The organism is Kerstersia gyiorum (assembly GCF_004216755.1).
In the GTDB taxonomy this organism is placed as follows: domain Bacteria; phylum Pseudomonadota; class Gammaproteobacteria; order Burkholderiales; family Burkholderiaceae_B; genus Kerstersia; species Kerstersia gyiorum.
Genome location: NZ_SGWZ01000002.1, coordinates 54,285 through 81,134 on the forward strand (window position 1 = coordinate 54,285; position 26,850 = coordinate 81,134).

Consider the following 26,850-nt stretch of genomic DNA (forward strand, 5'->3'; position numbering starts at 1 on the left):
ATGCGTTTGTCGGCAGGCCGGGGGGCGGCTTTGGCACCCCTGGCTGTGCTGACCCGGCCGCAGGGGCGCAACGATACCCTGGGCGAGGCGCTGTCCGGCCTTGGTTTTGAGGTTGTGCATCTGCCTGCATTGGAAATCCGGGATGCTCCGTCAGCTGGCATGAGTGTGCCCGACCCGGCTGATTTCGACATGCTGTTATTCGTGAGCGGCGCGGCCGTTCGGGCATACCGGCGCCTGTGCGCGGCCCAAGGCAGGGATAGCTGGCCCGAAGGGGTCTGGGCGGCGGCCGTCGGCCCGGCGACTGTGGCAGCCTGGGAGGAAGACATGGCCGGCCCGGTGGCGCCGCGCTGCTGGCGCATCGCCCCGGCGCCGGATGCCGTCAGCCACGATTCCGAACATCTGCTTCAGGAAATGGATGCGCGCGGCCTGAAGCCCGAACGCGTGCTGCTGGTGCGAGCCGGGCAAGGCCGCGATTGGCTGGCCGAACGCCTGCGCGAACGTGGCGTGCAAGTGACGGCCTATGCGGCCTACGACCGCGTGCCTGCAACCTGGAGTCCGGCGCAGCAGGCGTTCATGCAGGCGGCCGCCGCAGGCCGGCGGACTGCATTCTGGCTTGCAACCAGTGGCGAAGGACTGGATGCCATCCGTGCGCAGGCTCGTGCAGCCGGCATTCTGGCCTGGTGGCAGCGCAGCGCGCATGTCGTGACGCATCCGCGCTTGGCCGAACGCCTGTCTGGTGATGCGACTGGCGCAGTCCCTCGTGCAATGGTAAAAATCTGTTTGCCGCAGGATTCCTCAATTTTGCGAGCATTTACGGCGCTACGCGCAGAATTGGACTAATCCTGCAAGGAAACCGACGGTGCTCTGGCGTCGGCCGCAGCGGGCTCTGGGATTACAATCGCACCATGACTAAAGAATCAATCAACCATGATGCGTCGGTGACGCAGCACCCTGTTCCGGAAAAGAGCGCGGCGGAGCCGTCCAAGGCGCAGGCGGCTGCTGTCCCGCCATTTCCGGTATCGTCATCTTCTGCCGAGTCGGGCAAGTCTGCCGCAGACAAGGTGGTGTCGGCCACCGGCAAGGTGGAGGCCGGTACGCGGCTGGACGGCAAGGGCTCGGCATCATCCGCCGCTCCGGCTGCTCCGGCTGCTCCGGAAGCGGTTCGGCCGAAGTCAGCCGATGTGCCACCACCTCCGCCGGATGGCGGCAAGGCACGCACGGGCGACAAGGGGGGCAGCGGGCGCGGCAAGCGCGGCGGTTTCTCGCTGGGCTGGTTGTTGGCCCTGATTCTGGTGCTGGTCGTACTGGCACTGGGTTATGGCGCCTGGCAGCAAAGCCAGGAATTCGATAGCGCCGGCCGTGAAGTTGCGACGCGCCTGGAAAATCTGGAACGTGAATTGGCCGGCACGCGCCGCGAGGCGCAGGAAGCGCTGGCCCTGGCTCGTGCGCAGGATGCCAAGGTGCGTGCCAACGACGCTGCGCTACAAGAAGCGCGCAGCCAGTACCTGGCGCTGGAGCAGGCCTGGCAGCGCTTCAGCAATGGCACGGATGACCATTACCTGCTGGACGACGTGGCGCGCGCGCTGGAAATCGCCGACCAGCAGTTGCGCCTGGCCGGCAGTGTCAGCAATGCGCTGGTAGCGCTGGAAGCTGCCAGCGCTCGTCTGGCAGACACCGACCGGCCCCGCTTCCAGGCCCTGAAGGCCGCGCTGGACACGGATCTGGAACGCCTGCGTGCCGTGCCTGTGGTGGATGTGCCGGCGATTGCCGCACGCCTGCATCGCCTGCAGGCCCTGCTTGCCACTGCGCCACTGATGGTGCCTGACGAAGCCGCTCCCCGTCCCGTCCAGCTGGACGAAGAACAGGCGCCTATCGCTCGCCACAACAGCAGCGAAACCTTGCCGGAAGATGCGGCCTGGTGGACGCGCTGGCAGGCCGTGGTCAGTGACTGGGCCGGCGACGTGACGGATGCCATCGGTCAAGAACTGCGTGGTTTTGTCAGTATCCAGCGTGTTGGCAACCCGGATGCGCTGCGCTTGTCGCCCGAGCAGGGCGCCTACCTGCGCAATGGCGTGCGCACCCGTCTGCTGACGGCGCAACTGGCGCTGATGATGCGCCAGGCAGAAGTCTGGAAGGGCGAGATCGAAGCCGTTCGCAGTATCGTCGCCGATTACTATGACGGCCGTACGCCGGATGCGGTGGCGGCGCTGCGCAGCCTGGATGAATTGCTGGCGACCAACGTGGCCCAGCCTCTGCCCAGCCTGGATGCCAGCCTGGCGGCGCTGGAAAGCCTGCGCGCCGAGACCCGTAACGCTGCTGGCCTGCAGGAGGATTGATTCCATGGCAACCTGGTTCAAGTCCCTGCTGCTGCTGGCGCTGGCAGTCACGGTCGCGGTACTGTTGCGGCGCTACGAGGGCGATGTTCTGATCCTGCTGCCGGACTGGCGGGTTCAGCTGCCGCTGGCGCGGGCAGTCGCGGTGGTGCTGCTGACATTCGTCCTCTTGTATATCGTGCTGCGCCTGCTGTCCTGGGCGTTGGCCATTCCCGAACGCGTGCGCGGCTGGCGCCAGCGCCGCGTTCAGAAGCGTGACATGGAACTGCTGGAGCAGGGCTGGATCACGCTGCTGGAAGGGCGTTACGCCCAGGCCGAGAAATCGCTGACTGCACTGCTGGATCAGGCCAAGCCCCAGCGCCGCAAGGTACTGGCGGCCCTGTCGGCAGCGCGTGCCGCCGATGAGCTCGGGGAGTTTTCGCGACGCGACAGCCTGCTGGCCTCGGCCGCTGAACAAGCGACCGGCGATGAATCGTTGTCCCAGGCCGTGATGCTGGTGGGCGCTGACATGCTGCTCGACCAGGGCAAGCCGGCGGAAGCGCTTGAACGCCTGGCGCCGCTGCAGGAAAATGCCTCGCGCCATCTGCATGCACAGCGCCTGTTCCTGCGAGCGCACCATGCGTTGGGCCACCATGACCAGTCTTTCGCATTGGCTCGGGCCCTGTCTCGTCGTGGCGTGCTGGGTGTGGCCGAAGCCAACGCTATCCTTGGCGCAGCGGCGGCGGCCCGTTTGCGCGGTAGCCAGGGCGACGATTGGCGCAAAGTCTGGAAGGATCTGAAGTCGGAAGAACGCCTGGTACCCGAGGTGGCGCTGGCGGGGGCCTACTGTTTCGACGCTGCCGGCCAGGCGGACGAGGCCGGCAAGATACTGGAAACGGCGATCAACGACAGTTTCGATCCCCGCTTGATCGAGGCCTATGCCCAGTGTGATGCGGACCAGGTGCCGCGCCGCCTGGAAAAAGCCGAAAAATGGCTGCAACGCAATGCGGACCAGCCGGAACTGCTGCGCGCGCTGGGGGCTTTGTGCCTGCAAGGGCAGTTGTGGGGGCCGGCGGAACGCTATCTGGTGCGTAGCGTGCAGCTCAAGAACGATCCCCGTACCCACGTTCTGCTGGGCAGCCTGTACGACCGCCTGGGCAAGCGTGAGGAGTCGCTGCGTCACTGGCGCCTGGCAAGCAAGGCTCACTTGGGCCGTCTGCCAGAGCTGCAGCAGAAATCCTTCCTGCCGCCGGCAGATACCCAGGCAGACCCCAAGATACGCGACGCTGACGACTCCTTTGGTTCGCTGGCTCGGTATCCGGCTGCTGCCGCTGCGGCGCCCGTAGCCGTTATGCTCGACGAGTTCGAAGCCAATGCCGTCGCTACTCCCCGGGTGGCTACCGATGACGAGCTGGAGGCAGACGCCATGGTAGTGCCGCCTGCCGAGGCGGCCAGTGCCGTCGCGGCCGACGAAAGCACCGATACATTCGCCGCTGGCCGCAGCTACGACGAATCAGCTGATGTGCCGCCTGCCGATGCCGTGGCCGGACATGACGACTTCGAAGAATATTTCGACAGTGCACCCTTGCCTTACCACCCGGTGGACGCACAGGGGGCGGAGGCATCGGACGCTACTGACGCCGTTGATGGCCGGAATGACGTGGTACGCCCGGGCCAGTCCGGCGCCGCGCCCCGGCAAGATAACAATTCCTGATTTCTTCAATTCCTACTGATAAACAAGGTTGGTCAATGAGCTTAGATCGTGTCGCCGCCGGCAAGAACCTGCCGGAAGACTTCAATGTCATCATCGAAATTCCGGCCAATGCCGATCCGGTCAAGTACGAAGTCGACAAGGACTCGGGCGCCGTGTTCGTGGATCGCTTCATGCTGGCTGCCATGCACTATCCGTGCAACTACGGCTACATTCCCCAGACGCTGTCGGACGATGGTGACCCGGCCGACGTGCTGGTGATCACCCCGTTCCCGGTGCAGATTGGTTCGGTAGTGCGTTGCCGCGCCATCGGCGTGCTGAAGATGGACGACGAAAGCGGTGGCGATGCCAAGCTGCTGGCCGTGCCGGTCACCAAGCTGTACCCGCCGTATCGCCACATCGAAAAGCCGGAAGACCTGCCGGAAGAAGACCTGGCTCGTATCAAGCATTTCTTCGAGCACTACAAGGACCTGGAGAAGGGCAAGTGGGTCAAGGTTCAGGGCTGGGAAGGTCCGGAAGCTGCTCGCAAGGAAATCGAGGATAGCGTGCGCCGCTATCAGGAAACCGCCAAGGGCTGATTGCCCTGAGATCCTCCCGGGTAGATCTTTCATGTCGCCCGGAAGATAGAAAGCCAGCGGCTGCTGTGTGCAGCCGCTGGCTTTTTTGGTCTGCGCCAGTGTGCAGGTGTGCTGGTGCGTGGTTTCGTGCCAGGGGCCGACAGACGGCCCCGTATGCCTGAGGGCTCAGGCGAAGGCAGCCAGAATGGCGGGAACGGATAGCACGGCGGTGTAGTAGCCCATGAATTGCACGCCGATATTGAAGCTGACGATGCGTTCCAGGAAGCCGCCAAGCATGCCGACCGACAGGATCACCAGCAGCCCGAGCAGGCCACCTTCCCAGATGCCGATGACCAATACCAGCCCGATGAAGGTCGCGATGACCGCTTCATGGCTGACCTTGCGGGCGACGAAGGTTGCGGCCCGGTGGGCATAGTTCATGGCAAACGGATAGGCCACCAGCAAGGCAACGATCACCGCCATCAAGGTAAAGCCGAAGAACTCGGAGATGCTCAGCAAGTTGTGGAGGTTGTGGATTTCTCCGGTCCCGGCATCGACCGAGAAGCGCGGTGGTGCGTTGAACAGCGGGGCTGCGGGGCCAGCGGCCACCGGGCTGAGCGGCAGGCCGAATGCGATCAGGGGAATCAGCGCCTCGGCGATGTAGGTGGATTCGGAAATGCCGTTGCGGGCGGTGATGACGGTGGTGACGCGTTCATAGGCATGCTTGATGCGGCCGCCGATGATTTCGCCCAGGACGACGGCCATCGCGACCGGGCTGAACACGAAGGTGGCGCTGGAAACTGCGGCAGAGGCTGCCGTGACACGGGTCTGGCGTCGGCTCATGACCTTTAGCGGATTGGGGAAATAGCCCTCCCAGGCCTTCATGTCCGGTGCCAGGGAGAATACGCGGAACTTGTCCCGGCGCATGTTTTCCCGCGCCTGCGGCGACAGCAGGGTGAACAGAGAGGCGATGAGCGGCGCTACTGCAATGCCGAGAAAATAGCTGACCGACAGTTTGACGCCATATTTCAGGGTCAGGTTCTGCAGCGCCACGATCAGCAGGACGAACGGCACCAGCGCCAGCATGGCTGCCCAGCGACCGGCGGAAAAGAAGGCGATCAGCAGCGCAGCGCACAGGAATACCCAGGGCGCGAACTGCTTGATTGCCTCACCGAAGGGGGCGAGTACCACGGCGAACGCGATGGATACCGGCACGGCGATCAGCGCCGAGAGCGCGCCACCGGACAGCATTTTCCTCAGGGCGATATGCGGCACGCCCAGTCGTCGCAGCTGATTGGCGTCGCCTATCAGAGCAACGGCAGAGGTGTCGCCGGGAATGCCCAGCAATGCCGTGGGCACGGCATGGGTCATGTGCTTGGCGACGGCGCCGGCGATGAAAAAGCTGAGGATGGAAGCCGGGGGCGCACCCAGCAACACGACCAACATGGTCAGGGGCGCCAGGGTGGTGGTTTCATCCGTGCCCGAGACCAGGCCAATGGCGGAAAACAGCACGGCGCCCAGCAGGCCGAAGGCCAGCGCATTGAGGATTTCAGCAAACAGGGGATCCATGTTCAGCCTCCCTTGGTGCCGGCTTGCGGTGCGGCCTGGCTGTCCTTGGCGCTGTGCTGCGCGTCGCTGGCCTGCGCGAACATTTCATACAGGCCCAGTTCCTGCAGTTCCTCGGCAACTTCCGGGGATAGATCATCTATGCTGCCAATATGCCCGTATTGCTTGCGCAGGTCGGCCAGTACCGCCTGGCGGAACTGTTCGTCGACGACTTCTTCGACCACGGTGCGTTTGGGCTTGAAAAGCATGGCGCTGACCACCCCGCCAGCCAGGCAGCCGACGATGCCGCCGAGCATGGAGTATGCATGGACCATATGGGTATCCTCGATGACGAGGTTCAGGCCCCAGCGCGTGAGGACATAGGCGCCCAGGCTGATGGCGGCGCCGATGACGATGGCGCTGGCCAGGTGGCGCGCATCTATGGTGTCGCCCCATACCTCGAACAGGTTGTAGCTCTGCTCGGAAGCCAGGCTGCCTGATCGTAGCAGGGGCGGGGAATGGTGGGTCGTGGAATATTGCACGTTGTCTTCTCCATCTGTTTTTTTCGGTATGAGACATGGACTGCGCTGGTTCAGCGAAAGGCAACTCCTGGGTGGTGGCGGTGCATCCTTCTTGAGGCAGTTATGGTTGGGGTGAAAAGGTAGCGCGGCGTACCGTGGCGTGTGCCACGGTGGTGGCGTGGCCGTCAGTGCGACTGACCTGCAGGGTGAACGTGACGGTGGCGCCATCGACGCCAGTCACGGTGCCGCCGCAGGTCAATGGTTCTTCCAGATAGGCGGCTAGCCGGTTCTGGTAATCGAAGGCGATCAGTTCATCGTCGGGCGCCATGAACTCATAGATCAGCTGGGTAAGCCAGTCCCCCTGCAGCGGGCCGTCCACGACCAGTGCGGGGTGATGTTCGACGTCCTGGGCGTATGGGGCGTCGTAGTGGATGCGGTGTGCATTCCAGATGGCAGCGTTGTAGAGGAAGAGCTGTACCGTCCCGACTCGGTAGACGCGGGAGGGGAGTGCTTGTCCGGGCTGGGCGCAGGCAAGGGAGAAGGCAGTCATCGTGCGATCCTCGTGAGTTTTTCGATCACGACGGGGGAGCCGTCCTGGCGTTCGTAACGGTTTTCCAGTATCAGGAAGATCAACGGGCCGCTGGCGCCTTCCTTTTCATGTATGTCCAGGATGCGCTGCCTGACAGTCAGCGTTTCTCCACCCATGATGCGTCCCAGCACCTGGAATTCGCTGCCCCCGGCCATGATGCGCTTGAGGGGCAGGACAGGGATCAGCGGATTGTCGGGATGGTGTCCGTCCGGCCGCAGTTGTTCGAGCGGCGTGCGAGGGATCATGGCGCTGAACAGGAACAACAGCGGTGCCTCGTCCCCGGAAAGGAAACGGGGGTTGCGCTGGCCGGTGGCGATTGCATATTTACGGATGTCGTTGCGGCTTACCTCGAAGTCGAAGGGGGGCAGGCTGGTGCCGATATGGCGCGTGATGTCAGGGGTCAGCAGGCTCATGTGATTCTCCCGAAGGTGGCGCGACTACAGCACGCCTTGCTGTTGCAGGGCGTCATAGCGTTCGGGGGCCAGTCCGAGCCAGTCGAGATAAATGGCCTGGTTGTGCTGGGCCACAGCCGGTGCGCTGGCACCATGCTCGCGGGTGCCGCCGGACAGTTTGATGGGGTTGCCGAAGACCGAGAATGTCGCGTCGTGGTAGTTCACCGGCACCAGCATGTCGCGGGCCTGCAGATGCGGATCTGCCACTACTTCGTCTATGCCCTTGATCGGCGTGAGGGGGAAACGGTCGCCTGCCATGGCTTCGAGCTCGGCTTTGGTATGGCGGCCGCACCAGCGCCGCACGGCAGGGTCCACCTTGCGCTCGTAGATGTCCTGCTGGAAGCGCTGCGCCATGGTGGCGGTTTCGGGGTCGTTTTCCAGATCCGTATCGCCGAATGTGCGGCAGGCCTCCTGCCAGAATTTATCCGTATAGGCGCCGAAAAAGACGTAGCCGTCCTTGCAGCGGTAGCGTCCGTAGGGCTTGACGAAGGGGTGGCCATTGCCGGCGGGGACGGTCACCTTGCCGGTCTCGGTGTAGGTGACGATCGCGTTTTCGGTCAGGGCCACGATGGAGTCCTGTTGCGATACATCCACCATCTGCCCCTGGCCGCTGCGTTCGGCCTGCCGCAGCGCGGCCAGGATGCCGGTCGCGGCAAACATGCCGGCGGACAGGTCGCCCAGCACGGTGCCCACGCGCATGGGTTCTTCCTCCAGGCCGTTCATGGACCATAGGCCGCCAGCGGCCTGCGCTGTGCTGTCGTAGGCTGGACGGCGGCTGTTCGGGCCGGTCTGGCCAAAGCCGCTGATGGCGGCATAGACGATTGCCGGGTTGTGCGCCTTCAGCACCTCATAGCCCAGGCCCAGCCGTTCCATGGTGCCGGGCCGGAAATTCTCGATGACGATATGGGCCTGCGCCACCATGTCGAGGAACAAGGCCTTGCCTTCCGGATGCTTGAGATCCAGGCTGACGGCCAGCTTGTTGCGGTTGTACTGGGCAAAAAAGCCGCTGGCCGGATCGGCTGGGCCTGTATTCTGGCGCATCGGCGGGAATTCCCGAGTGAGATCCGGGTCCCTGGGGTGTTCGATCTTGATCGCGGTTGCGCCAAGATCGGCCAGCATCATGGCGCAGTAGGGGCCGGCCACGACGCGCGTCAGGTCGAGGATGATGACGCCGCTCAGGGCGCCTTGCTGCGTAACGCCTGATGGAAAGGGAAGCCGGTTTTGCATGTCTTTGTCTCCTTTTATATCTGCCAGCATGTTCTGGCGGCCCATATTGTCCTGCGTAATCCCGGCGTGGGGCCGGGCCGCGTGCTCAAACGCGCACGGTACGTGCCGCCAGCCTGGCGCGCGCGACTCTGGAAGCGGTCTGGCGTTCCAGCACGGTATCTATCCAGGCGCCGGCATCGACCAGGCTATCCAGGTCGATGCCGGTAGGCAGGCCCAGGCCTTCGAGCAGGTAGACCAGGTCCTCGGTGGCGAGGTTGCCGCTGGCGCCTGGAGAGTACGGGCAGCCGCCCAGGCCGGATACCGATGCATCGAAAACGGTGATGCCCGCTTCCAGCGCCGCCAGGACATTGGCGACCGCCATGCCATAGGTATCGTGGAAATGGCCGGCCAGCATGGCGAGCGGAACAGCGGCGGCGCAGGCATCGACGAGCTGGCGGATCTGGCGCGGCGTGCCGGCTCCGGTGGTATCGCCCAGGCTGATTTCGTCGCAGCCGAGCTGCTGCAGTTTCAGGCAGAGATCGGCCACGCGTCCGGGGGCGATTGCACCTTCATAGGGACAATCGACCACGCAGGAAATGTAGCCTCGCAAGCTGACGCCGTGTTCGCGGGCGAGCGCCGCGACCGGCTCGAAACGCACCAGGCTTTCGTCGATGGAGCAATTTGTGTTGCGTTGCGAAAAGGTTTCCGAGGCGGCGGCGAAAACCGCGACTTCGCGGCAGCCGCAGGCCAGCGCGCTGCGCATGCCCTGTTCATTGGGCACCAGTGCGCTGAGGTGCAGGCCGGGCTGCTCGAGAAGCAGCCACAGGACTTCATCACTGCCGCGCATCTGCGGTACCCAGCGCGGCGAAACGAAGGCGCCCGCCTCGATGTGGCGCAGGCCGGCCTGCGCCAGCATCTGTACCAGCTGCGCCCGTGTGGCCGGCGGCAGGATGCGAGCTTCGTTCTGCAGGCCGTCGCGGGGCCCGACCTCGACGATCCGTACCGGATGCATGGCGTGTTTCAAGGCTTCTTGCATGGCTATTGCCCACGCAGTTCCGCAAGCAGGGCGCTGGCCCGGTCGGCACGCACATCCTTGTTCCGTACCATGGCATCGACCACCTGCCCGATTTCATTGCCGGTCGCGCCTGCCAGCATGGCGATGTTGCGGGCGTGCAAGGCCATGTGACCGCGTTGTATGCCTTCTGTAGCCAGCGCGCGCAGCGCGCCCAGGTTCTGCGCCAGCCCGACGGCGACTGCGATTTCCGCGAGTTCCTGGGCGCTGCCCACCCCGAGAATGCGCAAGGATAGCTGTGCCAGCGGATGGGTCTTGGTGGCGCCGCCTACCAGGCCGAGCGCCATGGGCATTTCAATGGTGCCGACCAGGTGGCCCTGCTTGTCTTTTTCCCAGGTCGTGAGCGAACCGTAGTGCCCCTGGCGGGCAGCATAGGCATGCGCTCCGGCTTCTATGGCGCGCCAGTCGTTGCCGGTTGCCACGACCAGCGGATCTATGCCGTTCATGATCCCCTTGTTGTGGGTGGCGGCGCGGTAGGGGTCGATCGCGGCAAAGGTATAGGCTTCGATGATGCCGTCGATAACCTCGCTGCCCCGGTACTGGGCGCTTTCAAACACTTCCGGTGCAAAGCGGGCCTGGGCCCGTGCCAGGCGGAGGTCTGCCAGATTCGACAGGATGCGCAGGCGGACCTTGCCGCCAGTGGTTTTCTCGACCAGGGGGGCGACTGCTTCAGCCATGGTGTTTACCGTATTGGCGCCCATGGCGTCGCGCACGTCGACGATCAGGTGCAGCACGACCATCGGGCCCACAGGGCTGCTCTCGAAGGTATGGATTTCAATTTCCCGGCAGCCGCCGCCCAGTTTCTGCAGCAGTGCGTCGCGGCTGTTGGCCAGCGCCAGGATTTCGTCGCGCTTGCGCAGCAGGGCATGGCGCGCGCCATGCGGGTCGCTCACGCCGGTCAGCTGGATCTGCGCACGCATCAGCGGCGCGCTGCTGGAGGTCTGGAAGCCGCCGCCGGGCCGGGCCAGTTTGGCCATGTACGAGGCGGCGGCAACGATGGAGGGCTCCTCGACGACCAACGGCACCAGGACATCGCGTCCATTGACCTGGAAGTTGGAGGCAACGGCGTAGGGCAACTCAAATTTCCCCAGCACGTTTTCGATCATTCCGTCGGCGATATCCAGTGGCAGTGCGCCGGGTTGCGTCAGCAGGGCAGTGTCTTCAGCGTTCAGGTGCAGCAGGCCGGCGATGTGATCGACACGTTCGGCGGGGCTCAGGTCACGGAAATTTTTCAGGCGTGAATCGAGGGGCATTTGTCTCTTCCTGGTTGATTGTGGAATTCATACTACCTGCCACTGTCACCATAAAAAAGGTACAGTTGGAGCCAGACAGTCCACTTCCAGACCCTTGGTAAACCCCCATGGCAAAACCTACACTGACCGAGCAGATCGCAGCGGAAATCACCCGGCAAATCCATGAAGGACTGCTGAAGGCAGGGGACCGGTTGCCGTCCCTGAGGCAGTCGATGAAACTGCACGGACACTCCAAAAACACGGTGGTGACGGCCTACGAAATGCTGGCTTCGCAGGGGCTGGTGGAGGCACGCCACGGCCAGGGCTTTTTTGTGCTCGACGTGGTGCCGCCGGCGGGGGATGACAACGATCTGCAACCGTACGACCGGGCGCTGGATACCATCTGGATGATGCGCCAGCAGTTCGTGCGCGACCCGGGGCATTCGCATCTGGGGGAAGGCTTCCCGCCGGTGGCGTGGCTGTCTGGCCTGCGGCTGGATCGCTATCACCGGCAGGTCGTTCGCGACGCCGGACTGACGCTCTACCGCTATGGCTCGCGGCTGGGTAACATGGGCTTGCGGCAGCGCCTGGCACGCCGGCTGGCGGATCATGCGATCCAATGCACGCCGCGCCAGGTACTGACGACTTTCGGCGCCAATCATGCGCTGGACATCATTATCCGGCGCTATCTCAAGCCGGGCGATCCTGTACTGGTCGACGACCCGGGCTATTACCCGCTGTTCGGCAAGTTGCTGATGCACGGCGCCCGGATGCTGGGCGTGCCGCGCCAGCCGGACGGGCCTGACCTGGGCGTGCTGGAGCAGCTGGCGCGCACGCATCGGCCCCGCGTGTTTTTCGTACAGACCTCGGCACACAATCCTACGGGCTCGGATATTTCCCGGGCCAGGGCGGAACAGATCCTGCGGATCGCCAGCAAGTACGCCGTGCTGGTGGTGGAAAACGATGCCCTGGCCGACTACAAGCCAGCGTCCACCGTACGCTTGTCGGCACTGGATCAACTGCGCAATACCCTGTATGTCGGTACGTTTTCCAAGTCGGTGTCGGCGGCACTGAGGGTAGGTTATATCGCTGGCAGCCTGGAACGGGTGGAAGAACTGGCGGACATCAAAATGCTGGTGCACACCACCGGTTCGGAGTACGCCGAAAGAGTGCTGGACGCCTTGCTCACGAGCGGCCAGTTTCCGCGCCAGGCCCAGCGCCTGCAGGCCCGCTTGCGGTTGGCGACCCGGCGCGGCCTGGAAACATTGGACCGCCTGGGGGCGGAAGTGTTCTGCCGGCCGGAGCAAAGCCTTTATCTGTGGGCGCGCTTCCCAATGCTGGAAGATGCGAACCAGCTGACGGAACATTGTTTGCGGCAGGGCGTGGTGCTGGCGCCCGGCCCCATTTTTTTCGTTGACCGGAGCGTTCCGCAACCCTGGACCCGCCTGAATGTGGGCTACCTGGACGACCCTGCGTTTGCCGCCAGCATCCGCCATGCGGTGCAGGCGGCGCGGCGTCCTTGAGCGCGACCGGCAGCGCGGGCTTTTTCATCTCGCAGCGGCGAGGTTCAATAGAATAGATATTTTGGGAGAAATGACATGGTTGATTATGTGATCGCGCCGCCGGCCGTCCCCACCTTGCCCGTCGTTGGGGAAAGCGGGCGTTTCCCGGTGCGCAGGATTTACTGTGTGGGCCGCAATTACGCGGCCCATGCCAGGGAAATGGGCTTTACCGGCAGGGAAGATCCGTTTTTCTTCTGCAAGCCTGGCGATGCGTTGCTGGCAGTGCCGCAGGGCAGCGTGGGCGAAATGGCCTATCCGCCGCAAAGCCGCCATGTGGACCATGAAATCGAATTGGTGCTGGCGTTGGGCAAGGGCGGGCGCGATATCCCGGCCGAACAGGCGCTGGAGCATGTATGGGGCTATGCCATCGGCCTGGATATGACGCGGCGCGACCTGCAATCCCAGGCCAAGGAGGTGGGCCGTCCCTGGGAATTGGGCAAGACCTTCGAGCACAGCGCGACGGTTGGCGCCCTGCAGCCTCGCAGTGTTTGCGGCGACCTGGAAGCTGGCGCTATCTGGCTGGATGTGAATGGCCAGCGCCGCCAGTCGGGCGATTTGTCACAGCGCATCTGGACGCCGGCGGAAACCATTGCCTTCCTTTCGCGTTATTTCACGCTCGAAGCCGGTGACCTGATTTTCACCGGTACGCCGGAAGGTGTGGGCCGGGTGGAACGAGGCGACCACCTGTTGGGGCATGTCGATGGTCTGGGCGACCTGGAAGTGCGCGTCGTCTGAGTTTCCCCTGGCCTGTCGCCTGCCTGCGCTGCTGTGCGGGGCCGGCGGCAGGCGCTGCTGCGTCTGAGAGCCTTGGCGCGGGCTTGCTGCCTGGCGCTGTGGGCTGGGGGGCGGTTTAAGGCCGGGGCAGTCAACCGGTGCGGGCTCCTGCGCCCGCAATGGGTACAAACCGCCGGCCGGTAAGTCCGCCTAGGCCGCGCACGGCTGCCGGAACAGAATCCTTCTGTCGAACACAGGAGGATGAAATGTCCAAAGTCAGGCAGGCCGGCCAGGCCATGACCGAATATGTGATTATCGTCGCCCTGGTGGCGGTGGCTGCCATTGCCGTGTATCAGCTGTTCGGACAGGTTATCCGTGCCCAGACCGCTGCCATGGCCAGAGAATTGGCTGGCGAGGATGGTTCCGCCGAATCCGCGGCTGCGCAACAGGCTGCCGATGGGGCAGCCGCCCAGGCGGCCGCGCGCACGCTCAAGTCGTTTACCGGCAACGCCGGACAGGCGGGACAGCCATGAAGCCGGTCGTTCGCGCAAGAGGCCAGGCTTTGCCGCTGGGCGTCCTGCTGCTGGCAGCCCTGGCATTGGCCTGGGTGCATGGCTACGGCTTGAGGCAAGTTGCCGGCGCCAGGGCACGGCTGTCTCATGTCGCTGATGCCGTCGCCTACAGCGGGGCCTTGTCCCAGGCCCGCAGCCTGAATCTGCTGGCCTGGATCAGCCGGACGCAGCTCGCCCACCAGATGGCCATGGCGCATGTCGCCACCCTGGCAGCCTGGGCCGATTTCGGCAGCCGACAGGCCACGCAGCAGGGGCGGGGAAATCCGCCTGCCCACCTGATCACCAGTCTGTTCGGCGCTCGCCATGGTGCGGCCTACCGCGCTGCTTCAGCCTTGGCCGGGCAGCGGCAAGGGGCCGGCTGGGCGCAGGCTTATGCCCGCCATGACAGCCTGATCCATGACGTGCTGGAGCAGGTGCGCCAGGCCACGCTGGCCGATCTCGTGCAGACGCGCCAGGATGCCATGGCCTGGGTACTGGCGCGCAATCTGCAGGGTGATTTTTCCGGCCTGGCCGGCCGGTCTGCCGCCGCCGGCAGCCGGTTGGTGCTGTATGACGACACCCTGGCCGATGGCATCCGCCTGAGCGCCGCCGGTGCCGGGCGCGGCAGCTATGACTGGCTGGCGCACCAGGCCGCCGCGACCCCGTTCCTGGCACCACGCAACGGGACGGCGCGCAATCAATACCTGGTGTCGCCTCGTTGTCCGCATCTGCGCCATGAACTGCGGCGCAGGGGGGAAACGGCACTGGATGCCGCCGGCCACTGGCAGGCGCTGGATACCTTGTCCTTCAAGGCCTTGCGCAGCAATCGCTGGGTGGGCTGCTATTTCCGGCCTTATCCCATGGGGTGGGCCTGGGCGGCGCCGGCGGACAGGCGGCCCGGCGAGGCTCATGTGGACGGCGCTCCCGCCAGCTTCGGCGATGCCGCTTTCTGGCGCTGGCTGCAGACCCACACCGACTGGCCCCTGACTGGCAGCGCAGGCAATCCTCTGGCAACGTCCTATGCCGTGGCGGAACCTCTGGCCTTGCGCGGGCGCGGCCTGGTCGCGGATATCTCCATCGGTGTTGCAAACCCGGCTTTTTCCATCGGCCTGGCGGTACCTGCAGGGGCTTTGCTGACCACCGGTGGCGCCAGTCGCGTTGCCATGACGGGCGCCTGGCGTTTCGGTGCATTGCCCGTCGACGGCTGGTTGCGTGCGGATAGTGCCGCTGCAGTCGAATACGTCAGGCCTCACGCCAGGTCGCGCCTGCCACTGGAAGCGGCCAACCTCTATCTGCCTTACTGGCAGGCGCGGCTGACGCCAGTACCGGTGCATACCAGCAGGGCAGGGGGGCAGCGATGAAAACCTCGCTGGCAACCCATGGCCGTTGGCTGCAGGCCGGGCAGGCCTTGTTCGAATGCCTGCTGCTGGCGAGTTGCCTCATCCTGCTGTGGTTGGCCGGGCAGTGGCTGGGGCTGGCGCAACAGCGCGCGTTCAGGGTGGGAACGGAGGCACGCCGGATGGTTTTTCAACTGGCGGCAGGGATGGCAGCGCAGAACTTGTTGCGGCCGCAGGAGATGGCGCTTTCGGTGCACGAACCACAGGCAGGGCCGGTGGGCAGCGCAGCAGGCTTGCCCCAGGTCGGCGGCGCGGCAGCCGAGGCAGCCGCCTTGCGGCAGGAATTCGGTGTGCAAGCCGGGATCGCATCGGTGTATGCCCAACTACCGGCGCCGCCTCTGCCGCATTGGTTGAATATTGCGGATGCGCGGCAGCTGCCGGCCTTGCCTGGCGCATTGACGCTGCTGTCTGGTGCGGGCAGTGGTGCCGGTGATGCCTCCGTACAGCAGGATATTGCGGCAGCTGCCAGTGCGTGGCGTGCCGCAGCACATGTTTCCCTGGCCCGCGCCCAGGCGCTGGATCATGTCATGCACAGGGTGGATGCGCCCTGGCGGCCGGCTCATGACCCCGCTGCCTGGCTGCAGCACTGGGCTGGCGCGGTTCCCGAGCCAGCCGGGGTCGGCCGGAGGCTGCAATGATCCGGCGCCGACATGGGGGGCGCGCAGTGGTGTGCCTGTGCATGGCCCTCACTGGTCATGCGGCAGCTGGATGGCCGGCATCTGTGCACGCGGCGCTGTCTGGGGGGCTGGTGTCCGGCGGCGGGCTGGCCGTCGCTGGGCAAGATGGCCCGGTCTCGAACACAAGCGCTGCGCGATGGCTGGCGGCTTTTCCCTGGCCGCCGGGCGTGCACTCGCAGCATGTATTACGCGGTGCTCGCTGGCAGGGATGCCCGCTGGATGCCGTGTTGTTTACCAGTGCTGCGGCACCGCAACAACTGGCGCGTCAGCTGGCAGGCGTCCTGAATACGCGGCCAGGTTTGCTGCTGGAGCCCGAGACCTTGCGCATGCATTGGTATGACACAGGCAGGCATCAGGTACTGACCCTGGCGGCCCAGCCCGGCGGTGGCAGTATCGGCAGCTTGTCGAGCCTGATGCTGGACGGGTGCGGCGGGGCAGCAGGCCAGGCAACGGTTGATATCGTGGCTGCGCTGCGCACGGCTGATGCTGCCTCAGGTGCCGCCACCCGCCAGGCGCAGGAAGAGCTCGGGCCTCGCCAGGCGCAGGACACAGCCCGGGTGCTGCTTGATATCTCCGACCAGGTGGCCGAAATCCGGGTGCGCCAACGCCTGTATCTGCACGATGGCTTGCCGGGTGAAATCTGGCAGGCATGGGTGGACGGATTGAGGAGCGCCGGCTGGCAGGCGGCCGCGACAGAGCCGGAGGCCGGCAGCCTGGGCCAGCGACAGGCCGGCATCTGGACCAGGGACAGGCGGCGCCTGGTGTTGCGTCTCCTGCCTGCCGGCGATGCGACGGTGGCCTGGCGTCTGGATGAGGAGACCGCGCCATGAGCCGCATCGGGAGTTGGCTGGCAGGAAGCCCGCGCGTCCGGGACCGGCTGCTGCGTTTGCGTCCGGCATGGTCCTGGATGCTGGCGTTTCTGGCAGCAGGGTGTGCGGCCTGGGCGGCGCAGCGTTACCTGGACCAGCAGACAGAACGGCTGCGTCTGGCAGGCCGCAGCGTTATGGTGGAGCGTCTGGTCGCGGGCCAGCGGCTGGATGCCGGCGTGACGCTGCATTCGGCCCATCTGGCACTGCGACAGATGCCGGTGGAGTGGATGGCCAGCCATGGGTTGGTGCCGGGAGATGTGGCGCGGGTGACGGGAAAAACCTTGCGTTGGGGCCTGCAGGCGGGCGAGGCGTTGACGGAAATGCATCTGGCGGAGCCATCTCCGGTACGCCTGTCAGAGCGGCTGGCGCCGGGCCGGCGAGCCTTGACCATTACAGTCACCCAGGCCAGCACGCAATCGGGCTTGTTGCAGCCCGGGGACCGCATCGACCTCTTCGTGGCACTGCCCCGGCAGGGGCGTCGATCCACGACGTCCTTGTTGCAGGATGTCGTGGTGCTGGCTACCGGTGCGGAAATGGACGGAGACGGGCTGGCCGGTAGCGGCGTGGCGCGTGCTTACCGTACCGTGACACTGGACGTATCCCAGGATGATGCCTTGCTGCTGCTGGCGGCAAGGCAGGAAGGCGATATGGTGGCCATCCTGAGAGCCAGCGGGGACAGCGGTGCTGGCCAGCTGCGCCGCAGCGTTTCCCTGGATCAGTTGCTGGGGATCGCCGCGGCACCCGTGCCAGCGGAGCCTGCCGTGCTTTATGGCAATCACCGCACCTTGCATGTACCGCCGCTCGACGGCCTGGAACCGGGAGAACAGGAGTGATCCATTGCATCGGCGCCAATCGCAGGCCTTTGGCGAGGCCGGAGCCAGGGCGGGGGCGCAGGGGAAGGATGGCCCGGCGGGCAGGTACGGGCTTGTTGCTCCTGCACCTGGCCGCCGGGGCAGCCGGCGGCGCGTCAGAAGATGGGACGCTGAGCCTGGAGGCCGGCCAGACGCATGTATTGGACGTTCCTGACCTGGGCCGCGTTGCAGTCGGTGACGGCGCCATTGTGCAGGCGGTTGCCGCCGATGGTCGCGAAGTCCTGATATTCGCCCGCCGCCAGGGTATGACCACCTTGCATGTCTGGACGCGTGCTGGCGAGCGCCAGGCCTACCGGATCGAGGTCGGGGCGGCGGGGGCGCAGCGCATGGAGCAGGAAGTGGCTGCCTTGCTGGCGCGTATCCCGAACGCGCGCAGCAGCAGGGTGGGCGGACGTCTGTTGATCGAAGGCGAGGACCTGTCGGATGCCGACCAGGAGCGTATCGGCGCGCTGGTACAGCGATATCCGGCGCTACTGGATTTTACTGGCCAGGTGGGCTGGGACCGCATGGTTTTGCTGGATGTCCAGGTCATAGAAGTGCCGCGTTCGGAGCTGCTGGAGTATGGCATACGCTGGGATGGCAGTACGCAGGGCGGTTTCGTGGGTGGTGTGGCATGGGACCTGGCCAGCGGCCGGGCGCTGGCTGCACGCCCAGGCAGCGAACTGCCGCTGGACCTGCCCTTGCCGGTGCGTTCGGCGCAATCCTATTTCGGCTTGAATGCCATGCTGGCGTCCCGCATACACGCACTGGCGCAACAAGGCGAGGCCGTCATGCTTGCCCAGCCGCAATTGCTGGCGCGCAGTGGCGCCACGGCCACGTTCCTGGCTGGCGGGGAGGTGCCGTACGTAACGGTGGATGCCAACGGCAATTCCACCACGATATTCAAGCCCTATGGCGTATCGCTGGCGATCACGCCCAGGGTGGAGCGCAATGGCGCGGTCCGTTCCCGGATCGAGGTGGAGGTCAGTGCCGTCGATGCCAGTGTATCGGCCAATGGCGGTCCGGCCATGAAAACCCGGCGCGCCGCGACTGAATTCAACGTGCGGTCCGGGCAGACGCTGGTGCTGGGCGGCTTCATTTCGCGGGAGCAACTACGCGACAAGGATGCGTTGCCGGGGTTGGGCAGCTTGCCCATTATCGGTGCCCTGTTTGGTTCCCGGCGTTTCCAGCAGCGTGAAACCGAATTGGCGATTCTGGTGACGCCGGTGGTGGTGTCCCAGGACGACCCCGGCCTGCAGCGGCGTGTCCATGCGGCACGGCAGGCCGTAGATGCGGCATTTCCAGATGGCCCGGCGATCAACGTGCCGGTCATGCCTGGTGTACCGGAGGGGCGGCGCTGGGACCCCTATGCCGGTGACGGCTCGCAATGGCAGCAGGAAGCCGCAGTCACTGCACCGGGCAATGTCTATGACTTCGATGAGTGAGATGCGCATGGTGGAAATCGAGATCATCCAGGACGACGGCCCGGTCGAACGCCGCGTGCTGGCCTTGCCTGTCCTGATCGGCCGCGACGAGCGGTGCGATCTGCGTCTGCGCTCCTGGCGAGTGGCGCGCATGCACGCCAGGCTGAGCGCCCATGCGGGCGATCTCTTGCTGGAGGATCTGGGTTCCTGGCACGGGACCTGGGTTAACCAGCGAAGAATTGCCCGTTATGGCCCTTTGATGCCGGAAGACCTGGTTGTCATCGGCGCCTGCCGCCTGCAGGTGCGACGCCTTGCGCCGCAAGTGGATGGGCAGGGTCGGCAGGGTGATGGCGGAAGTGGTGCGGCGGCGCAGCTTGGCATGCCGGTTTTCCCGGCAGGCCAGCCGGCTCAGGGGCTGACCATTGCAGGCGATGCTGCTGGCCCTGCCGCAGCCGGGGCTATTCCCCAGGCAATGCCGCTGCCCCAACACCTGCCGGCAGTGGATGGCGGCCTGGTGCGCCGCTTGCATGGCGTGCTGCTGCAGGAACTGGATCTGCGCCGCCGCAATGTCGAAGACATGAACGATGCCGCGCTGCGCAGCCAGGCGCACGAGGTTCTGTCCGCGTGGTTGTCGCAACATGGTCGACTGGACGTAGAGGAGGGGCCGCATGGCGTGCCCGAAGGCGGACGTCTTCCTGCAGATGCCGCGGGGCAGCGGGCATTGCTGGAGCGGGTGCTGGACGAGGCGCTGGGCTATGGCCCCTTGCAGCCCCTGATGGCAGAAGACGGTATTACCGAGATCATGGTCAATGGACATGAGGAAATCTATGTCGAACGCCAGGGACGCTTGCAGCGCCACGATGCCGTGTTCAGCAGCGAAGCGGCGCTGCTGGCTGTGATGGAACGCATGGTGGCGCCCGTGGGGCGACGGCTGGATGAGAACATGCCGCTGGCTGATGCGCGCCTGCCGGATGGCTCCCGGGTGCATGCGGTCATCCGGCCGATTGCGGTGCAGGGCCCCAGCCTGACGATACGGCGCTTTCCCCGGCGCCGTCCGGGGCTGGACGAACTGGTCAGCCTGGGAGCGCTGGATCAGGGCATGTCGTCGTTTCTGGCGCAATGCGTGCGCTTGCGCTGCAATATCATTGTTGCCGGCGGCACCGGGTCGGGCAAGACCACCTTGCTCAATGCCTTGTCGCATTGCATTGCGCCGCATGAGCGCGTGATTACCATTGAGGACGCTGCCGAATTGCGCCTGCAACATGCGCATAAGGTGGTACTGGAAGCCCGCCCGCCGAACCAGGAAGGCAAGGGCGCCATCAGCATTCGTGAACTGGTGCGCAATGCCTTGCGCATGCGACCGGACCGCATTGTCGTGGGTGAGTGCCGCGGGGCCGAAGCCCTGGACATGCTGGCGGCCATGAACACCGGGCACGAGGGGTCGCTGACCACCCTGCACGCCAATTCCCCGCGTGATGCCCTGGCTCGGCTGGAAACCATGGTGCTGATGGCGGGCATGGCGCTGCCACTGGCGGCCGTGCGCGAGCAAATTGCCGCCAGCGTGGATTTGCTGGTGCAACTCGTGCGTTTGCCGGATGGCCGCCGTGTCATTGCCGAAGTCACCGAACTGTGCGGCATCGAAAGCCAGTGCCTGCAGACTTTGCCGCTGTTCAGTTTTGATCGCCGTTCAGGCAGCCATCGTCGCGGTGCGTCCGTTCCCACGTTTTTTGAAAGCTGGCGCAAGCAGGGCATTGATTTCGATCCCACATCCTTCCCGGGGCCGGGCGACGACACGACGGCAGAGAACGGCTGGCACGACAATACAGTCGGCCTGGCGCCGACACCGCCAGGCATGCTGTTGCCGGCATCTTCCTGGGCGGATGATGGGCCGGGCCGGAGGGCCACGCCATGAATCCGGGCTGGGTCGTTCTGGCGGCTGCGCTGGCGGCGGCGGGCCTGGCCTGGGCGCTGGCGCAGGGGATGGCCGGCTGGCTGCAGCGTTATCGCGATGCCTTTGCTGCGGGAGCGCGCTATCGGATGGATGCCTTCTTTCTGTCCATGGACTTGTCGCGGTTCTGGTTGTCGGCCTTGCTGGCCGCCTTGGGCGCTGGCCTGGCGGGGTATGCCTGGAGCGGTTCCTGGCTGCTGTGTTTTACCCTGGCTGGCATTCTGATGCTCCTGCCGCGCGGACTGGCCCGTTGGGGGTGGCAGCGGCGCGGGCGCCAGCTGGATGCGCAGTTGCCGGAAATATTGCTGGCGCTGGCATGGGCCATGCGTGGTGGCGCCAGCCTGCATGGGGCCTTGCGTGCTGTCGTGGTTGAAGCCGAGGCGCCGGCAAGGCAGGAGTTTGGCCTGCTGCTGCGGGAGCAGCGCATGGGTGTGAATTTCGAGCAGGCCCTGGGCAACCTGTATCGCCGTGTCCAGACACAGGAGCTGGCATTGCTGGTAGCGGTCCTGGGCATTGCCGCGCAGTCTGGCGGGAATCTGGCCGACGCCCTCCAGGGCTTGGCTGAAACGCTGTCCGAGCGTTTGCGCATTCAGCGCCGTTTGCGGGCCATGACGGCGCAGGGCGTCCTGCAGGCGTGGATCATGGGTGCCTTGCCGGTGTTTCTGCTGGCCGTGCTGCAATGGCTGGAACCAGAGGCCATGCACGGTCTCTGGCATACACCTGTCGGCTGGGCAACGCTGGGTGTACTGACCGTGCTGCTGGCGGTCGGAGGCTGGTTCATCCGGCGTATCGTGAGCATTGCGCCATGAACCCGGCCTTGCCGGAAGGTGGCGCTGCCTGGATGGTGCTCTGCATGGCGTGTACCGCGCTTGCCGTGGGCATTGCCATCCGGCAGGGACGGGGCAAGCGCCTGGGCGGCGAGGCGTCGGGGAGGCGGCTGGCAAGCGCTGGGGGCGGCTTGCCATGGGTATGGCGCCTGACCTTACCCGGGCTGCGCCGCATGTCGTGGTGTGCGCGGCCGGTTCTGGGGTGGCATAGCCGGCCTCGCCTTGAGACACTGCTGCAAAGCGCAGGTCTGGCGTCAGTGCTGGACCCGCTGGTACTGAGGACGGCGCAATGCCTGCTGACAGCGCTGGCGATGCTGGCGGGTATCGCTGCCATGCTTTTGCAAGAGGCCGCTGCGGCGTCCGCCTGGTACTGGCTGGGCGTGGCGGCGGGGGCGCTGGCAGCCTGGCACTGGCCCTGCCTCAGGCTGGTTGCCAGGGCGCGTGAGCGGCGGCGGCAGATGTCCGCCGATCTGCCCCTGGTACTGGAAATGCTGGCCCTGTGCCTGGCTGGCGGCCAGCACTTCAATGGCGCCATGCAGCAGATTGCCAGGCATGCCCCGCGTGGCGCCTTGCACCAGGAGTTCCTGCTGGCCCTGGCAGAGATATCCCAGGGCCGTTCTAGAGTGGATGCGATCCGGTTGCTGGCACGCCGTACCGGCTTGCCGGCGTTGCGGCGCTTTGCTGCCGTGCTGGCGCAGGCGGATGGCCTGGGCATGGCGCTGGGCCCCTTGTTGAGGGCGCAGGCCAGGCAAATGCAGGATGAACGATTCCAAAGGGCGGAAAAACAGGCCATGGAAGCGCCGGTGAAGATGCTGTTGCCCTTGATGACTTGCATCTTTCCCTGCACTTTCTTGGTCCTGGCCTATCCCATCATGCATTATTTGCAGCCCGGGGCCATAGGATGACACACAAGGTGGATGCTTGCACAGGTGCCGGCCAGGTAGCTGCCGACGCCTTCAGCGCCGGCGGCAGGCCTGCACGGATGATAGTGGCAGCAACCTGGTGGCAGCGCTTGCGCGGCTGGTTCTGGCGTGATTCGCAAGCCGGCACTGCCGCCCTGTTGTTGCTGCCCTGTCGCGCGGTGCACAGCTGCTTCATGCGACGAGCGCTGGATGTGTATTTTTTTGATGTCCGCGGACGTTGCGTCAGGCGTGTGCGGACGATGCGGCCGTGGCGTTGCGCCTGGCATCCGTCTGCGGTGGCGGTGCTGGAGTTGCGCGCGGGGCAGTCCTGGCCAGGTGGCTGGCGCGAGTTGCGGCAGGTGGTCCGGCGCGAGCTGCGCCGGTGGTGGGCGCCTGAACCGCTGGTTCAGGCGCCGAGGGTGGCATCAGGCGTCCGGGCCGTCGGTCCTATTGGCCTGTGCACGGCTGGCAGCACCGAATACCGTGGCGTAGTTCACATAGGCGCTGCAGGACCAGACGGCGGCAGCGAACAGATTGACCGCCATGGCCAGCGCAGCCACCACGGAACTGAGGCCGGGCATGGCAAACGCCAGCATGTTGGCGATGAAATGCACTGCATAGAGCATGATGCCCCAGGTGGCGGCATAGAGCAGGAACGCCCATTTATTGCGCCAGCAAGCGACCAGGGAGAAGAAAATGGCTCGCGTGACTGGTAACTGGTGCCACGCGACCAGCAGGGGCGTGAACCAGAACAATGCCGAAACGCCCGCATACAGCACGCCGAAAATGATGGCAGGCATGCGCATGGCATCCAGGAAGGGGGCGATGTTTTCTTCCTGCATGGCGCGTTCCAGCTCCATGGTCAGCGTGTCGGAGAACGGCATGAACGCCAGCATGGCGGCCAGCAGGATCAGGCCGAATTGCAGGCCGCCCACCACCAGCAGGCGGGCGGGCACGCCGGGCTCGCGCAATGGCTGCACCCAGGCGGCAGGGTGGGCGGGCTGGCCGCTGGCGAGCGCCCGGCAGCCGCTGAGCGTCATGACGGTGATGAAGGGCACGAAGAACTGGGCCAGCAGGGGGCCTATGGGCGCCAGGTTCATCGCCAGCATGCCCAGCATGGTGATGAACATCATCCATGTGAAGAGTGGCAGGGGTTGGCGTCGGAATAGCCGGTACCCCTGACTGATCCAATACCAGCCCGCGGAGGCAGGCAGCGTGGAGGCTTGCATGTTGCTTGGGTCCTTTATGCGTTGGCGTCAGGGCAGGGGGACCAGGGCATCACCCTGGCGTTGCAGCAGAACGCGCTCGAAGTGCGTCGGGTCGTGCGGCTTGAGGGTCTGTGCCGGGCGCGGCAGGAAGAAGTCGTAGAGGCGCGAGAGCCAGAAACGCAAGGCTGCGCCGCGCAGCATGGCGGGCCAGATGTCGCGCTCTGCTGCCGTGAAAGGCCGTTCGCTGGCGTAGGCTTGCAGCCAGGCGCTGGCCAGCGCCGGGTCCAGTTGGCCGCTGGTCCTGTCTATGCACCAATCGTTGACGGAAACGGCAACGTCGAACAGCCAGGTGTCGCAACCGGCGAAATAGAAGTCGATGATGCCCCCCATGATGGGGACCTCATAGGTGCCGGCGAACAGGACATTGTCACGGAACAGGTCGCAGTGCGCCGGGCCGGACGGCAGACTGGCGTAGGCGGCGCCAGCAGCCAACGCTTCCTGCTCGGCCAGCGTGCGGTCCAGTAGTTCAGCCTGCCGGGTGTCCAGGAACGGGCGCACGGTGGGAGCGGTCTGGCGCCACCAGGGCAGCCCGCGCAGATTGGGCTGATGCAGGGCGAAATCCTGCGCAGCCAGGTGGGCGCGAGCCAGCGTCTTGCCGATCAGGGCGCCGTGGGCGGCGCTGGGGGCAGGTTCATAGCCGCCGGGCAGACGGCTCACGATGGCGCAGGGCTTGCCATTGAACGAACAGAGCCGCTCGCCGGTCTTCAGCGTCTGCGGCTCCGGCACGGGGATGCCGCGCTGCGCCAGGTGGTGCATCAGTTCGATATAGAACGGCAGTTGTTCCAGCGTGAGGACTTCGAACAGCGTCAGGACGAATTCGCCGCGGGTCGTGCTCAGGAAAAAGTTGGAATTCTCTATGCCGGCGGTAATGCCGCGCATGGATACCAGTTCGCCCAGGTCGTAGCGTTCGAGCAATTCGCGCGCTTGTTGGTCGGAGACAGGAGTAAAAACGGCCATAGCGTGAATGCGGCGCGGCACGGATGCCGAAAGAAAATGGTCAGGGAACTCCCTCAGGACAGCATGTTCTGGCAGCCGAAAGGGCGGCCAGTGCAGCGGCGGGAGCAGGCGTAACTGGACATTTTAGTGCATACGGCGGGTCCGCTGGACGCGTCTTTGCCGCAAGCCGGGCGCGGTACTGGCGGGACGCCTGCGTTTTCAGGTCTAATACTCGCCTGGCTCGCGCGTTGCCATGCCGTTCCCGTTCCGCATGAGCAGCGGCCATGCAGGCCAGGCCGCTGCCGGCAGGCTGGTTCGGCCTTTCCCGCGGGCGGGTATTTCCGGGAAGCTTTTCCCTGGGCAAGGAATTTTCATGACCTCACCATCACACGCAGATCTGCCGTCCTCGCAAACAGGCGCTCTTCCGGATGCGTCCGAAACCGGCGGCGACCGCCTGGCCCAGGCGCTGGCGCGTATCCAGGAGCTTGAAATCCGTTCGACGCTGGCCGACGACATGCTGGAGCAGCTCAACCAGGAGGTGTTCCGCATGCAACGCCAGTTGGAAGCCGTGCAGCGCCAGCTGGCCGACCTGCGCGACCAGATTCCTGCGGACAGCACGACATTCCGCAGCCTGCGCGACGAACTGCCGCCGCATTACTGATTGCTCTGCCGGCCGCCAGCCGCGTCCGGGCACGCGGCCCTACAATGGCGGTCTTTTCCCGTCTTCAAGAGAATGTTCCGTATGTCCTGGGTCTCCCCGGAATCCTGGCGCCTGTGCGTGGCGCCGATGATAGATGTGACGGATCGCCACTGCCGTTTTTTCCACCGCTTGCTGGCTCCGCGTGCGCTGCTTTATACCGAGATGATCACCACCGGCGCGCTGCTGCATGGCGATGCCGGGAGACACCTGGAATATGATGCGGCCGAGCATCCCGTGGCCTTGCAGCTGGGGGGCAGCGAACCGGATGCGCTGGCGCGGGCCGCCAGACTGGGCGAGCAGGCTGGCTATGACGAAATCAACCTGAACTGCGGTTGTCCTTCGGAACGGGTGCAGCAGGGCGCTTTTGGCGCCTGCCTGATGGCGGAGCCCCGGCTGGTGGCCGATTGCATTCAGGCCATGCGTGAAGTCGTGCAGGTGCCTGTGACGATAAAGCATCGCCTGGGCCTGGACGACGAGCAGAGCTATGGCTTTGTCCGGGATTTTGTCGGCGTCCAGTACGAAGCCGGCTGCCGGGTGTTCGTCGTGCATGCGCGCAATGCCGTCCTGAAAGGCCTGTCACCCAAGGAAAATCGCCAGATTCCGCCGCTGCGTTATGCATTCGCGCGGCAACTGAAACAGGATTTCCCTGATTGCGTCATCGTGCTCAATGGCGGGCTGGCGACTGCCGAGCAGGCCGAGGCTGAAGGGCAGGGGCTCGACGGCGTGATGCTCGGGCGCGCAGCCTGGCACCAGCCGGAAGTGTTGCGTGAGTTGTCGCAGCGTTTCTGGCCCGGCGACGCCAGTCTGGACGATACCGATGTATTGCAGCGCTATGCCGCCTACACGGAACGCATGGTCGCCCAGGGGGTGCCCATGCGCATTCTGGTCCGGCCGCTGCTGGGCTGGGGCAATGGCCGCAAGGGGGCGCGGCGCTGGCGTCAGATGCTCTCCGACCATCGGCTGCTGGGGCAGGAAGATCCCGGGCTGCTGTTGCGCGCCTGGGAACAGGTGGCCTGAGCCACTGGGG

At 65.2% G+C, this 26,850-nt stretch carries 26 protein-coding genes and 1 pseudogene; 18 read left to right on the top strand and 9 right to left on the bottom strand.

Going from position 1 to position 26,850, the window contains the following annotated elements:
* From EV679_RS06585 to ppa, 4 genes are all read left to right on the top strand, one after another.
* Entirely contained in the window at nt 1-840 is an 840-nt protein-coding gene (locus EV679_RS06585; RefSeq protein WP_165389977.1) for a uroporphyrinogen-III synthase, read from the top strand.
* Nucleotides 841-905: 65 nt separating this feature from the next.
* A complete protein-coding gene (locus EV679_RS06590; RefSeq protein WP_083969488.1) occupies nt 906-2,336 on the top strand; it encodes a uroporphyrinogen-III C-methyltransferase in 1,431 nt (476 codons plus the stop codon).
* A gap of 4 nt (nt 2,337-2,340) precedes the next feature.
* Nucleotides 2,341-4,026 carry a heme biosynthesis HemY N-terminal domain-containing protein gene (locus tag EV679_RS06595; RefSeq protein ID WP_165389978.1) on the top strand — a complete coding sequence of 562 codons (1,686 nt, stop codon included), beginning with the start codon at nt 2,341-2,343 and terminating at the stop codon, nt 4,024-4,026.
* A 35-nt stretch (nt 4,027-4,061) separates the two neighbouring features.
* Nucleotides 4,062-4,601 carry an inorganic diphosphatase gene (gene ppa, locus EV679_RS06600; RefSeq protein ID WP_068369065.1) on the top strand — a complete coding sequence of 180 codons (540 nt, stop codon included), beginning with the start codon at nt 4,062-4,064 and terminating at the stop codon, nt 4,599-4,601.
* A gap of 165 nt (nt 4,602-4,766) precedes the next feature.
* On the opposite strand, the gene EV679_RS06605 is transcribed toward ppa, so the two are convergent.
* From EV679_RS06605 to EV679_RS06635, 7 genes are all read right to left on the bottom strand, one after another.
* Complete coding sequence (locus EV679_RS06605; RefSeq protein WP_068369062.1) at nt 4,767-6,149, bottom strand: tripartite tricarboxylate transporter permease; 1,383 nt, start codon at nt 6,147-6,149, stop codon at nt 4,767-4,769.
* A 2-nt stretch (nt 6,150-6,151) separates the two neighbouring features.
* Nucleotides 6,152-6,667 carry a hypothetical protein gene (locus EV679_RS06610; RefSeq protein ID WP_205704144.1) on the bottom strand — a complete coding sequence of 172 codons (516 nt, stop codon included), beginning with the start codon at nt 6,665-6,667 and terminating at the stop codon, nt 6,152-6,154.
* Nucleotides 6,668-6,767: 100 nt separating this feature from the next.
* Nucleotides 6,768-7,196, bottom strand: a complete 429-nt coding sequence (locus tag EV679_RS06615; protein WP_130486809.1) for an HTD2 family dehydratase — start codon at nt 7,194-7,196, stop codon at nt 6,768-6,770.
* Entirely contained in the window at nt 7,193-7,648 is a 456-nt protein-coding gene (locus tag EV679_RS06620) for an FAS1-like dehydratase domain-containing protein (protein WP_068369056.1), read from the bottom strand. Before EV679_RS06620 ends, EV679_RS06615 begins: the two co-directional genes overlap by 4 nt.
* A 24-nt stretch (nt 7,649-7,672) precedes the next feature.
* Complete coding sequence (locus EV679_RS06625) at nt 7,673-8,914, bottom strand: CaiB/BaiF CoA transferase family protein (protein ID WP_068369451.1); 1,242 nt, start codon at nt 8,912-8,914, stop codon at nt 7,673-7,675.
* Nucleotides 8,915-8,999: 85 nt separating this feature from the next.
* Nucleotides 9,000-9,929, bottom strand: coding sequence for a hydroxymethylglutaryl-CoA lyase (locus EV679_RS06630; RefSeq protein ID WP_083969486.1), 930 nt, complete (start codon nt 9,927-9,929; stop codon nt 9,000-9,002).
* Nucleotides 9,930-9,931: 2 nt separating this feature from the next.
* The gene (locus tag EV679_RS06635) at nt 9,932-11,218 is read right to left on the bottom strand and encodes a hydroxymethylglutaryl-CoA reductase, degradative (protein WP_130486810.1); all 1,287 of its coding nucleotides are present in this window, start codon (nt 11,216-11,218) and stop codon (nt 9,932-9,934) included.
* A gap of 107 nt (nt 11,219-11,325) precedes the next feature.
* Here EV679_RS06635 and EV679_RS06640 point away from each other — a divergent pair, with 107 nt between their 5' ends.
* The 12 genes and pseudogenes from EV679_RS06640 to EV679_RS18030 all read left to right on the top strand — a co-directional run.
* The gene (locus EV679_RS06640; protein WP_130486811.1) at nt 11,326-12,720 is read left to right on the top strand and encodes an aminotransferase-like domain-containing protein; all 1,395 of its coding nucleotides are present in this window, start codon (nt 11,326-11,328) and stop codon (nt 12,718-12,720) included.
* Between the two features lie 75 nt (nt 12,721-12,795).
* Complete coding sequence (locus tag EV679_RS06645) at nt 12,796-13,494, top strand: fumarylacetoacetate hydrolase family protein (protein WP_068369044.1); 699 nt, start codon at nt 12,796-12,798, stop codon at nt 13,492-13,494.
* Nucleotides 13,495-13,739: 245 nt separating this feature from the next.
* Nucleotides 13,740-14,006, top strand: a complete 267-nt coding sequence (locus EV679_RS06650; RefSeq protein ID WP_068369042.1) for a hypothetical protein — start codon at nt 13,740-13,742, stop codon at nt 14,004-14,006.
* Nucleotides 14,003-15,385, top strand: a complete 1,383-nt coding sequence (locus EV679_RS06655) for a hypothetical protein (RefSeq protein ID WP_068369039.1) — start codon at nt 14,003-14,005, stop codon at nt 15,383-15,385. The genes EV679_RS06650 and EV679_RS06655 overlap by 4 nt, the downstream gene beginning before the upstream one ends.
* The gene (locus EV679_RS06660) at nt 15,382-16,059 is read left to right on the top strand and encodes a hypothetical protein (RefSeq protein ID WP_068369036.1); all 678 of its coding nucleotides are present in this window, start codon (nt 15,382-15,384) and stop codon (nt 16,057-16,059) included. The genes EV679_RS06655 and EV679_RS06660 overlap by 4 nt, the downstream gene beginning before the upstream one ends.
* Before the next feature lie 263 nt (nt 16,060-16,322).
* Nucleotides 16,323-16,928: a hypothetical protein gene (locus EV679_RS06665; protein WP_130486812.1), complete on the top strand. Its 606-nt coding sequence runs from the start codon at nt 16,323-16,325 to the stop codon at nt 16,926-16,928.
* Nucleotides 16,925-17,800: a Flp pilus assembly protein CpaB gene (cpaB, locus tag EV679_RS06670; RefSeq protein WP_130486813.1), complete on the top strand. Its 876-nt coding sequence runs from the start codon at nt 16,925-16,927 to the stop codon at nt 17,798-17,800. Before EV679_RS06665 ends, cpaB begins: the two co-directional genes overlap by 4 nt.
* A 92-nt stretch (nt 17,801-17,892) precedes the next feature.
* Entirely contained in the window at nt 17,893-19,263 is a 1,371-nt protein-coding gene (locus EV679_RS06675; RefSeq protein ID WP_242611441.1) for a type II and III secretion system protein family protein, read from the top strand.
* Entirely contained in the window at nt 19,247-21,154 is a 1,908-nt protein-coding gene (locus tag EV679_RS06680) for a TadA family conjugal transfer-associated ATPase (protein ID WP_165389979.1), read from the top strand. Before EV679_RS06675 ends, EV679_RS06680 begins: the two co-directional genes overlap by 17 nt.
* Complete coding sequence (locus tag EV679_RS17725; protein ID WP_130486815.1) at nt 21,151-21,999, top strand: type II secretion system F family protein; 849 nt, start codon at nt 21,151-21,153, stop codon at nt 21,997-21,999. The genes EV679_RS06680 and EV679_RS17725 overlap by 4 nt, the downstream gene beginning before the upstream one ends.
* The gene (locus EV679_RS06695; RefSeq protein ID WP_165389981.1) at nt 21,996-22,922 is read left to right on the top strand and encodes a type II secretion system F family protein; all 927 of its coding nucleotides are present in this window, start codon (nt 21,996-21,998) and stop codon (nt 22,920-22,922) included. The genes EV679_RS17725 and EV679_RS06695 overlap by 4 nt, the downstream gene beginning before the upstream one ends.
* 77 nt (nt 22,923-22,999) lie before the next feature.
* Nucleotides 23,000-23,233 (top strand): annotated as a pseudogene (locus tag EV679_RS18030) (DUF192 domain-containing protein); the annotation flags it as partial.
* Nucleotides 23,234-23,344: 111 nt separating this feature from the next.
* Here EV679_RS18030 and EV679_RS17820 read toward each other — a convergent pair.
* Both EV679_RS17820 and EV679_RS06710 read right to left on the bottom strand, forming a co-directional pair.
* The gene (locus EV679_RS17820; RefSeq protein ID WP_242611442.1) at nt 23,345-24,148 is read right to left on the bottom strand and encodes a BPSS1780 family membrane protein; all 804 of its coding nucleotides are present in this window, start codon (nt 24,146-24,148) and stop codon (nt 23,345-23,347) included.
* Nucleotides 24,149-24,175: 27 nt separating this feature from the next.
* On the bottom strand, nt 24,176-25,144 hold the full coding sequence (locus EV679_RS06710; RefSeq protein WP_068369009.1) for a homoserine kinase: 969 nt from the start codon (nt 25,142-25,144) through the stop codon (nt 24,176-24,178).
* Between the two features lie 352 nt (nt 25,145-25,496).
* Here EV679_RS06710 and EV679_RS06715 point away from each other — a divergent pair, with 352 nt between their 5' ends.
* Nucleotides 25,497-25,784: a SlyX family protein gene (locus EV679_RS06715; protein WP_083969482.1), complete on the top strand. Its 288-nt coding sequence runs from the start codon at nt 25,497-25,499 to the stop codon at nt 25,782-25,784.
* An 81-nt stretch (nt 25,785-25,865) separates the two neighbouring features.
* The gene (gene dusA, locus EV679_RS06720; RefSeq protein ID WP_130486818.1) at nt 25,866-26,840 is read left to right on the top strand and encodes a tRNA dihydrouridine(20/20a) synthase DusA; all 975 of its coding nucleotides are present in this window, start codon (nt 25,866-25,868) and stop codon (nt 26,838-26,840) included.
* Nucleotides 26,841-26,850 lie beyond the last annotated feature (10 nt).

What these genes read in the sequence shown, in the direction of transcription:
- EV679_RS06625 (WP_068369451.1), bottom strand. Translation starts at nt 8,914, where the DNA reads ATGCAAAACCGGCTTCCCTTTCCATCAGGCGTTACGCAGCAAGGCGCC.
- EV679_RS06590 (WP_083969488.1), top strand. Translation starts at nt 906, where the DNA reads ATGACTAAAGAATCAATCAACCATGATGCGTCGGTGACGCAGCACCCT.
- EV679_RS06585 (WP_165389977.1), top strand. Translation starts at nt 1, where the DNA reads ATGCGTTTGTCGGCAGGCCGGGGGGCGGCTTTGGCACCCCTGGCTGTG.
- EV679_RS06640 (WP_130486811.1), top strand. Translation starts at nt 11,326, where the DNA reads ATGGCAAAACCTACACTGACCGAGCAGATCGCAGCGGAAATCACCCGG.
- EV679_RS06680 (WP_165389979.1), top strand. Translation starts at nt 19,247, where the DNA reads ATGACTTCGATGAGTGAGATGCGCATGGTGGAAATCGAGATCATCCAG.
- EV679_RS06660 (WP_068369036.1), top strand. Translation starts at nt 15,382, where the DNA reads ATGAAAACCTCGCTGGCAACCCATGGCCGTTGGCTGCAGGCCGGGCAG.
- EV679_RS17820 (WP_242611442.1), bottom strand. Translation starts at nt 24,148, where the DNA reads ATGCAAGCCTCCACGCTGCCTGCCTCCGCGGGCTGGTATTGGATCAGT.
- EV679_RS06655 (WP_068369039.1), top strand. Translation starts at nt 14,003, where the DNA reads ATGAAGCCGGTCGTTCGCGCAAGAGGCCAGGCTTTGCCGCTGGGCGTC.
- EV679_RS06615 (WP_130486809.1), bottom strand. Translation starts at nt 7,196, where the DNA reads ATGACTGCCTTCTCCCTTGCCTGCGCCCAGCCCGGACAAGCACTCCCC.
- EV679_RS06645 (WP_068369044.1), top strand. Translation starts at nt 12,796, where the DNA reads ATGGTTGATTATGTGATCGCGCCGCCGGCCGTCCCCACCTTGCCCGTC.
- cpaB (WP_130486813.1), top strand. Translation starts at nt 16,925, where the DNA reads ATGAGCCGCATCGGGAGTTGGCTGGCAGGAAGCCCGCGCGTCCGGGAC.
- EV679_RS06595 (WP_165389978.1), top strand. Translation starts at nt 2,341, where the DNA reads ATGGCAACCTGGTTCAAGTCCCTGCTGCTGCTGGCGCTGGCAGTCACG.
- EV679_RS06620 (WP_068369056.1), bottom strand. Translation starts at nt 7,648, where the DNA reads ATGAGCCTGCTGACCCCTGACATCACGCGCCATATCGGCACCAGCCTG.
- EV679_RS06635 (WP_130486810.1), bottom strand. Translation starts at nt 11,218, where the DNA reads ATGCCCCTCGATTCACGCCTGAAAAATTTCCGTGACCTGAGCCCCGCC.
- EV679_RS17725 (WP_130486815.1), top strand. Translation starts at nt 21,151, where the DNA reads ATGAATCCGGGCTGGGTCGTTCTGGCGGCTGCGCTGGCGGCGGCGGGC.
- EV679_RS06630 (WP_083969486.1), bottom strand. Translation starts at nt 9,929, where the DNA reads ATGCAAGAAGCCTTGAAACACGCCATGCATCCGGTACGGATCGTCGAG.
- EV679_RS06710 (WP_068369009.1), bottom strand. Translation starts at nt 25,144, where the DNA reads ATGGCCGTTTTTACTCCTGTCTCCGACCAACAAGCGCGCGAATTGCTC.
- dusA (WP_130486818.1), top strand. Translation starts at nt 25,866, where the DNA reads ATGTCCTGGGTCTCCCCGGAATCCTGGCGCCTGTGCGTGGCGCCGATG.
- EV679_RS06715 (WP_083969482.1), top strand. Translation starts at nt 25,497, where the DNA reads ATGACCTCACCATCACACGCAGATCTGCCGTCCTCGCAAACAGGCGCT.
- ppa (WP_068369065.1), top strand. Translation starts at nt 4,062, where the DNA reads ATGAGCTTAGATCGTGTCGCCGCCGGCAAGAACCTGCCGGAAGACTTC.
- EV679_RS06695 (WP_165389981.1), top strand. Translation starts at nt 21,996, where the DNA reads ATGAACCCGGCCTTGCCGGAAGGTGGCGCTGCCTGGATGGTGCTCTGC.
- EV679_RS06650 (WP_068369042.1), top strand. Translation starts at nt 13,740, where the DNA reads ATGTCCAAAGTCAGGCAGGCCGGCCAGGCCATGACCGAATATGTGATT.
- EV679_RS06605 (WP_068369062.1), bottom strand. Translation starts at nt 6,149, where the DNA reads ATGGATCCCCTGTTTGCTGAAATCCTCAATGCGCTGGCCTTCGGCCTG.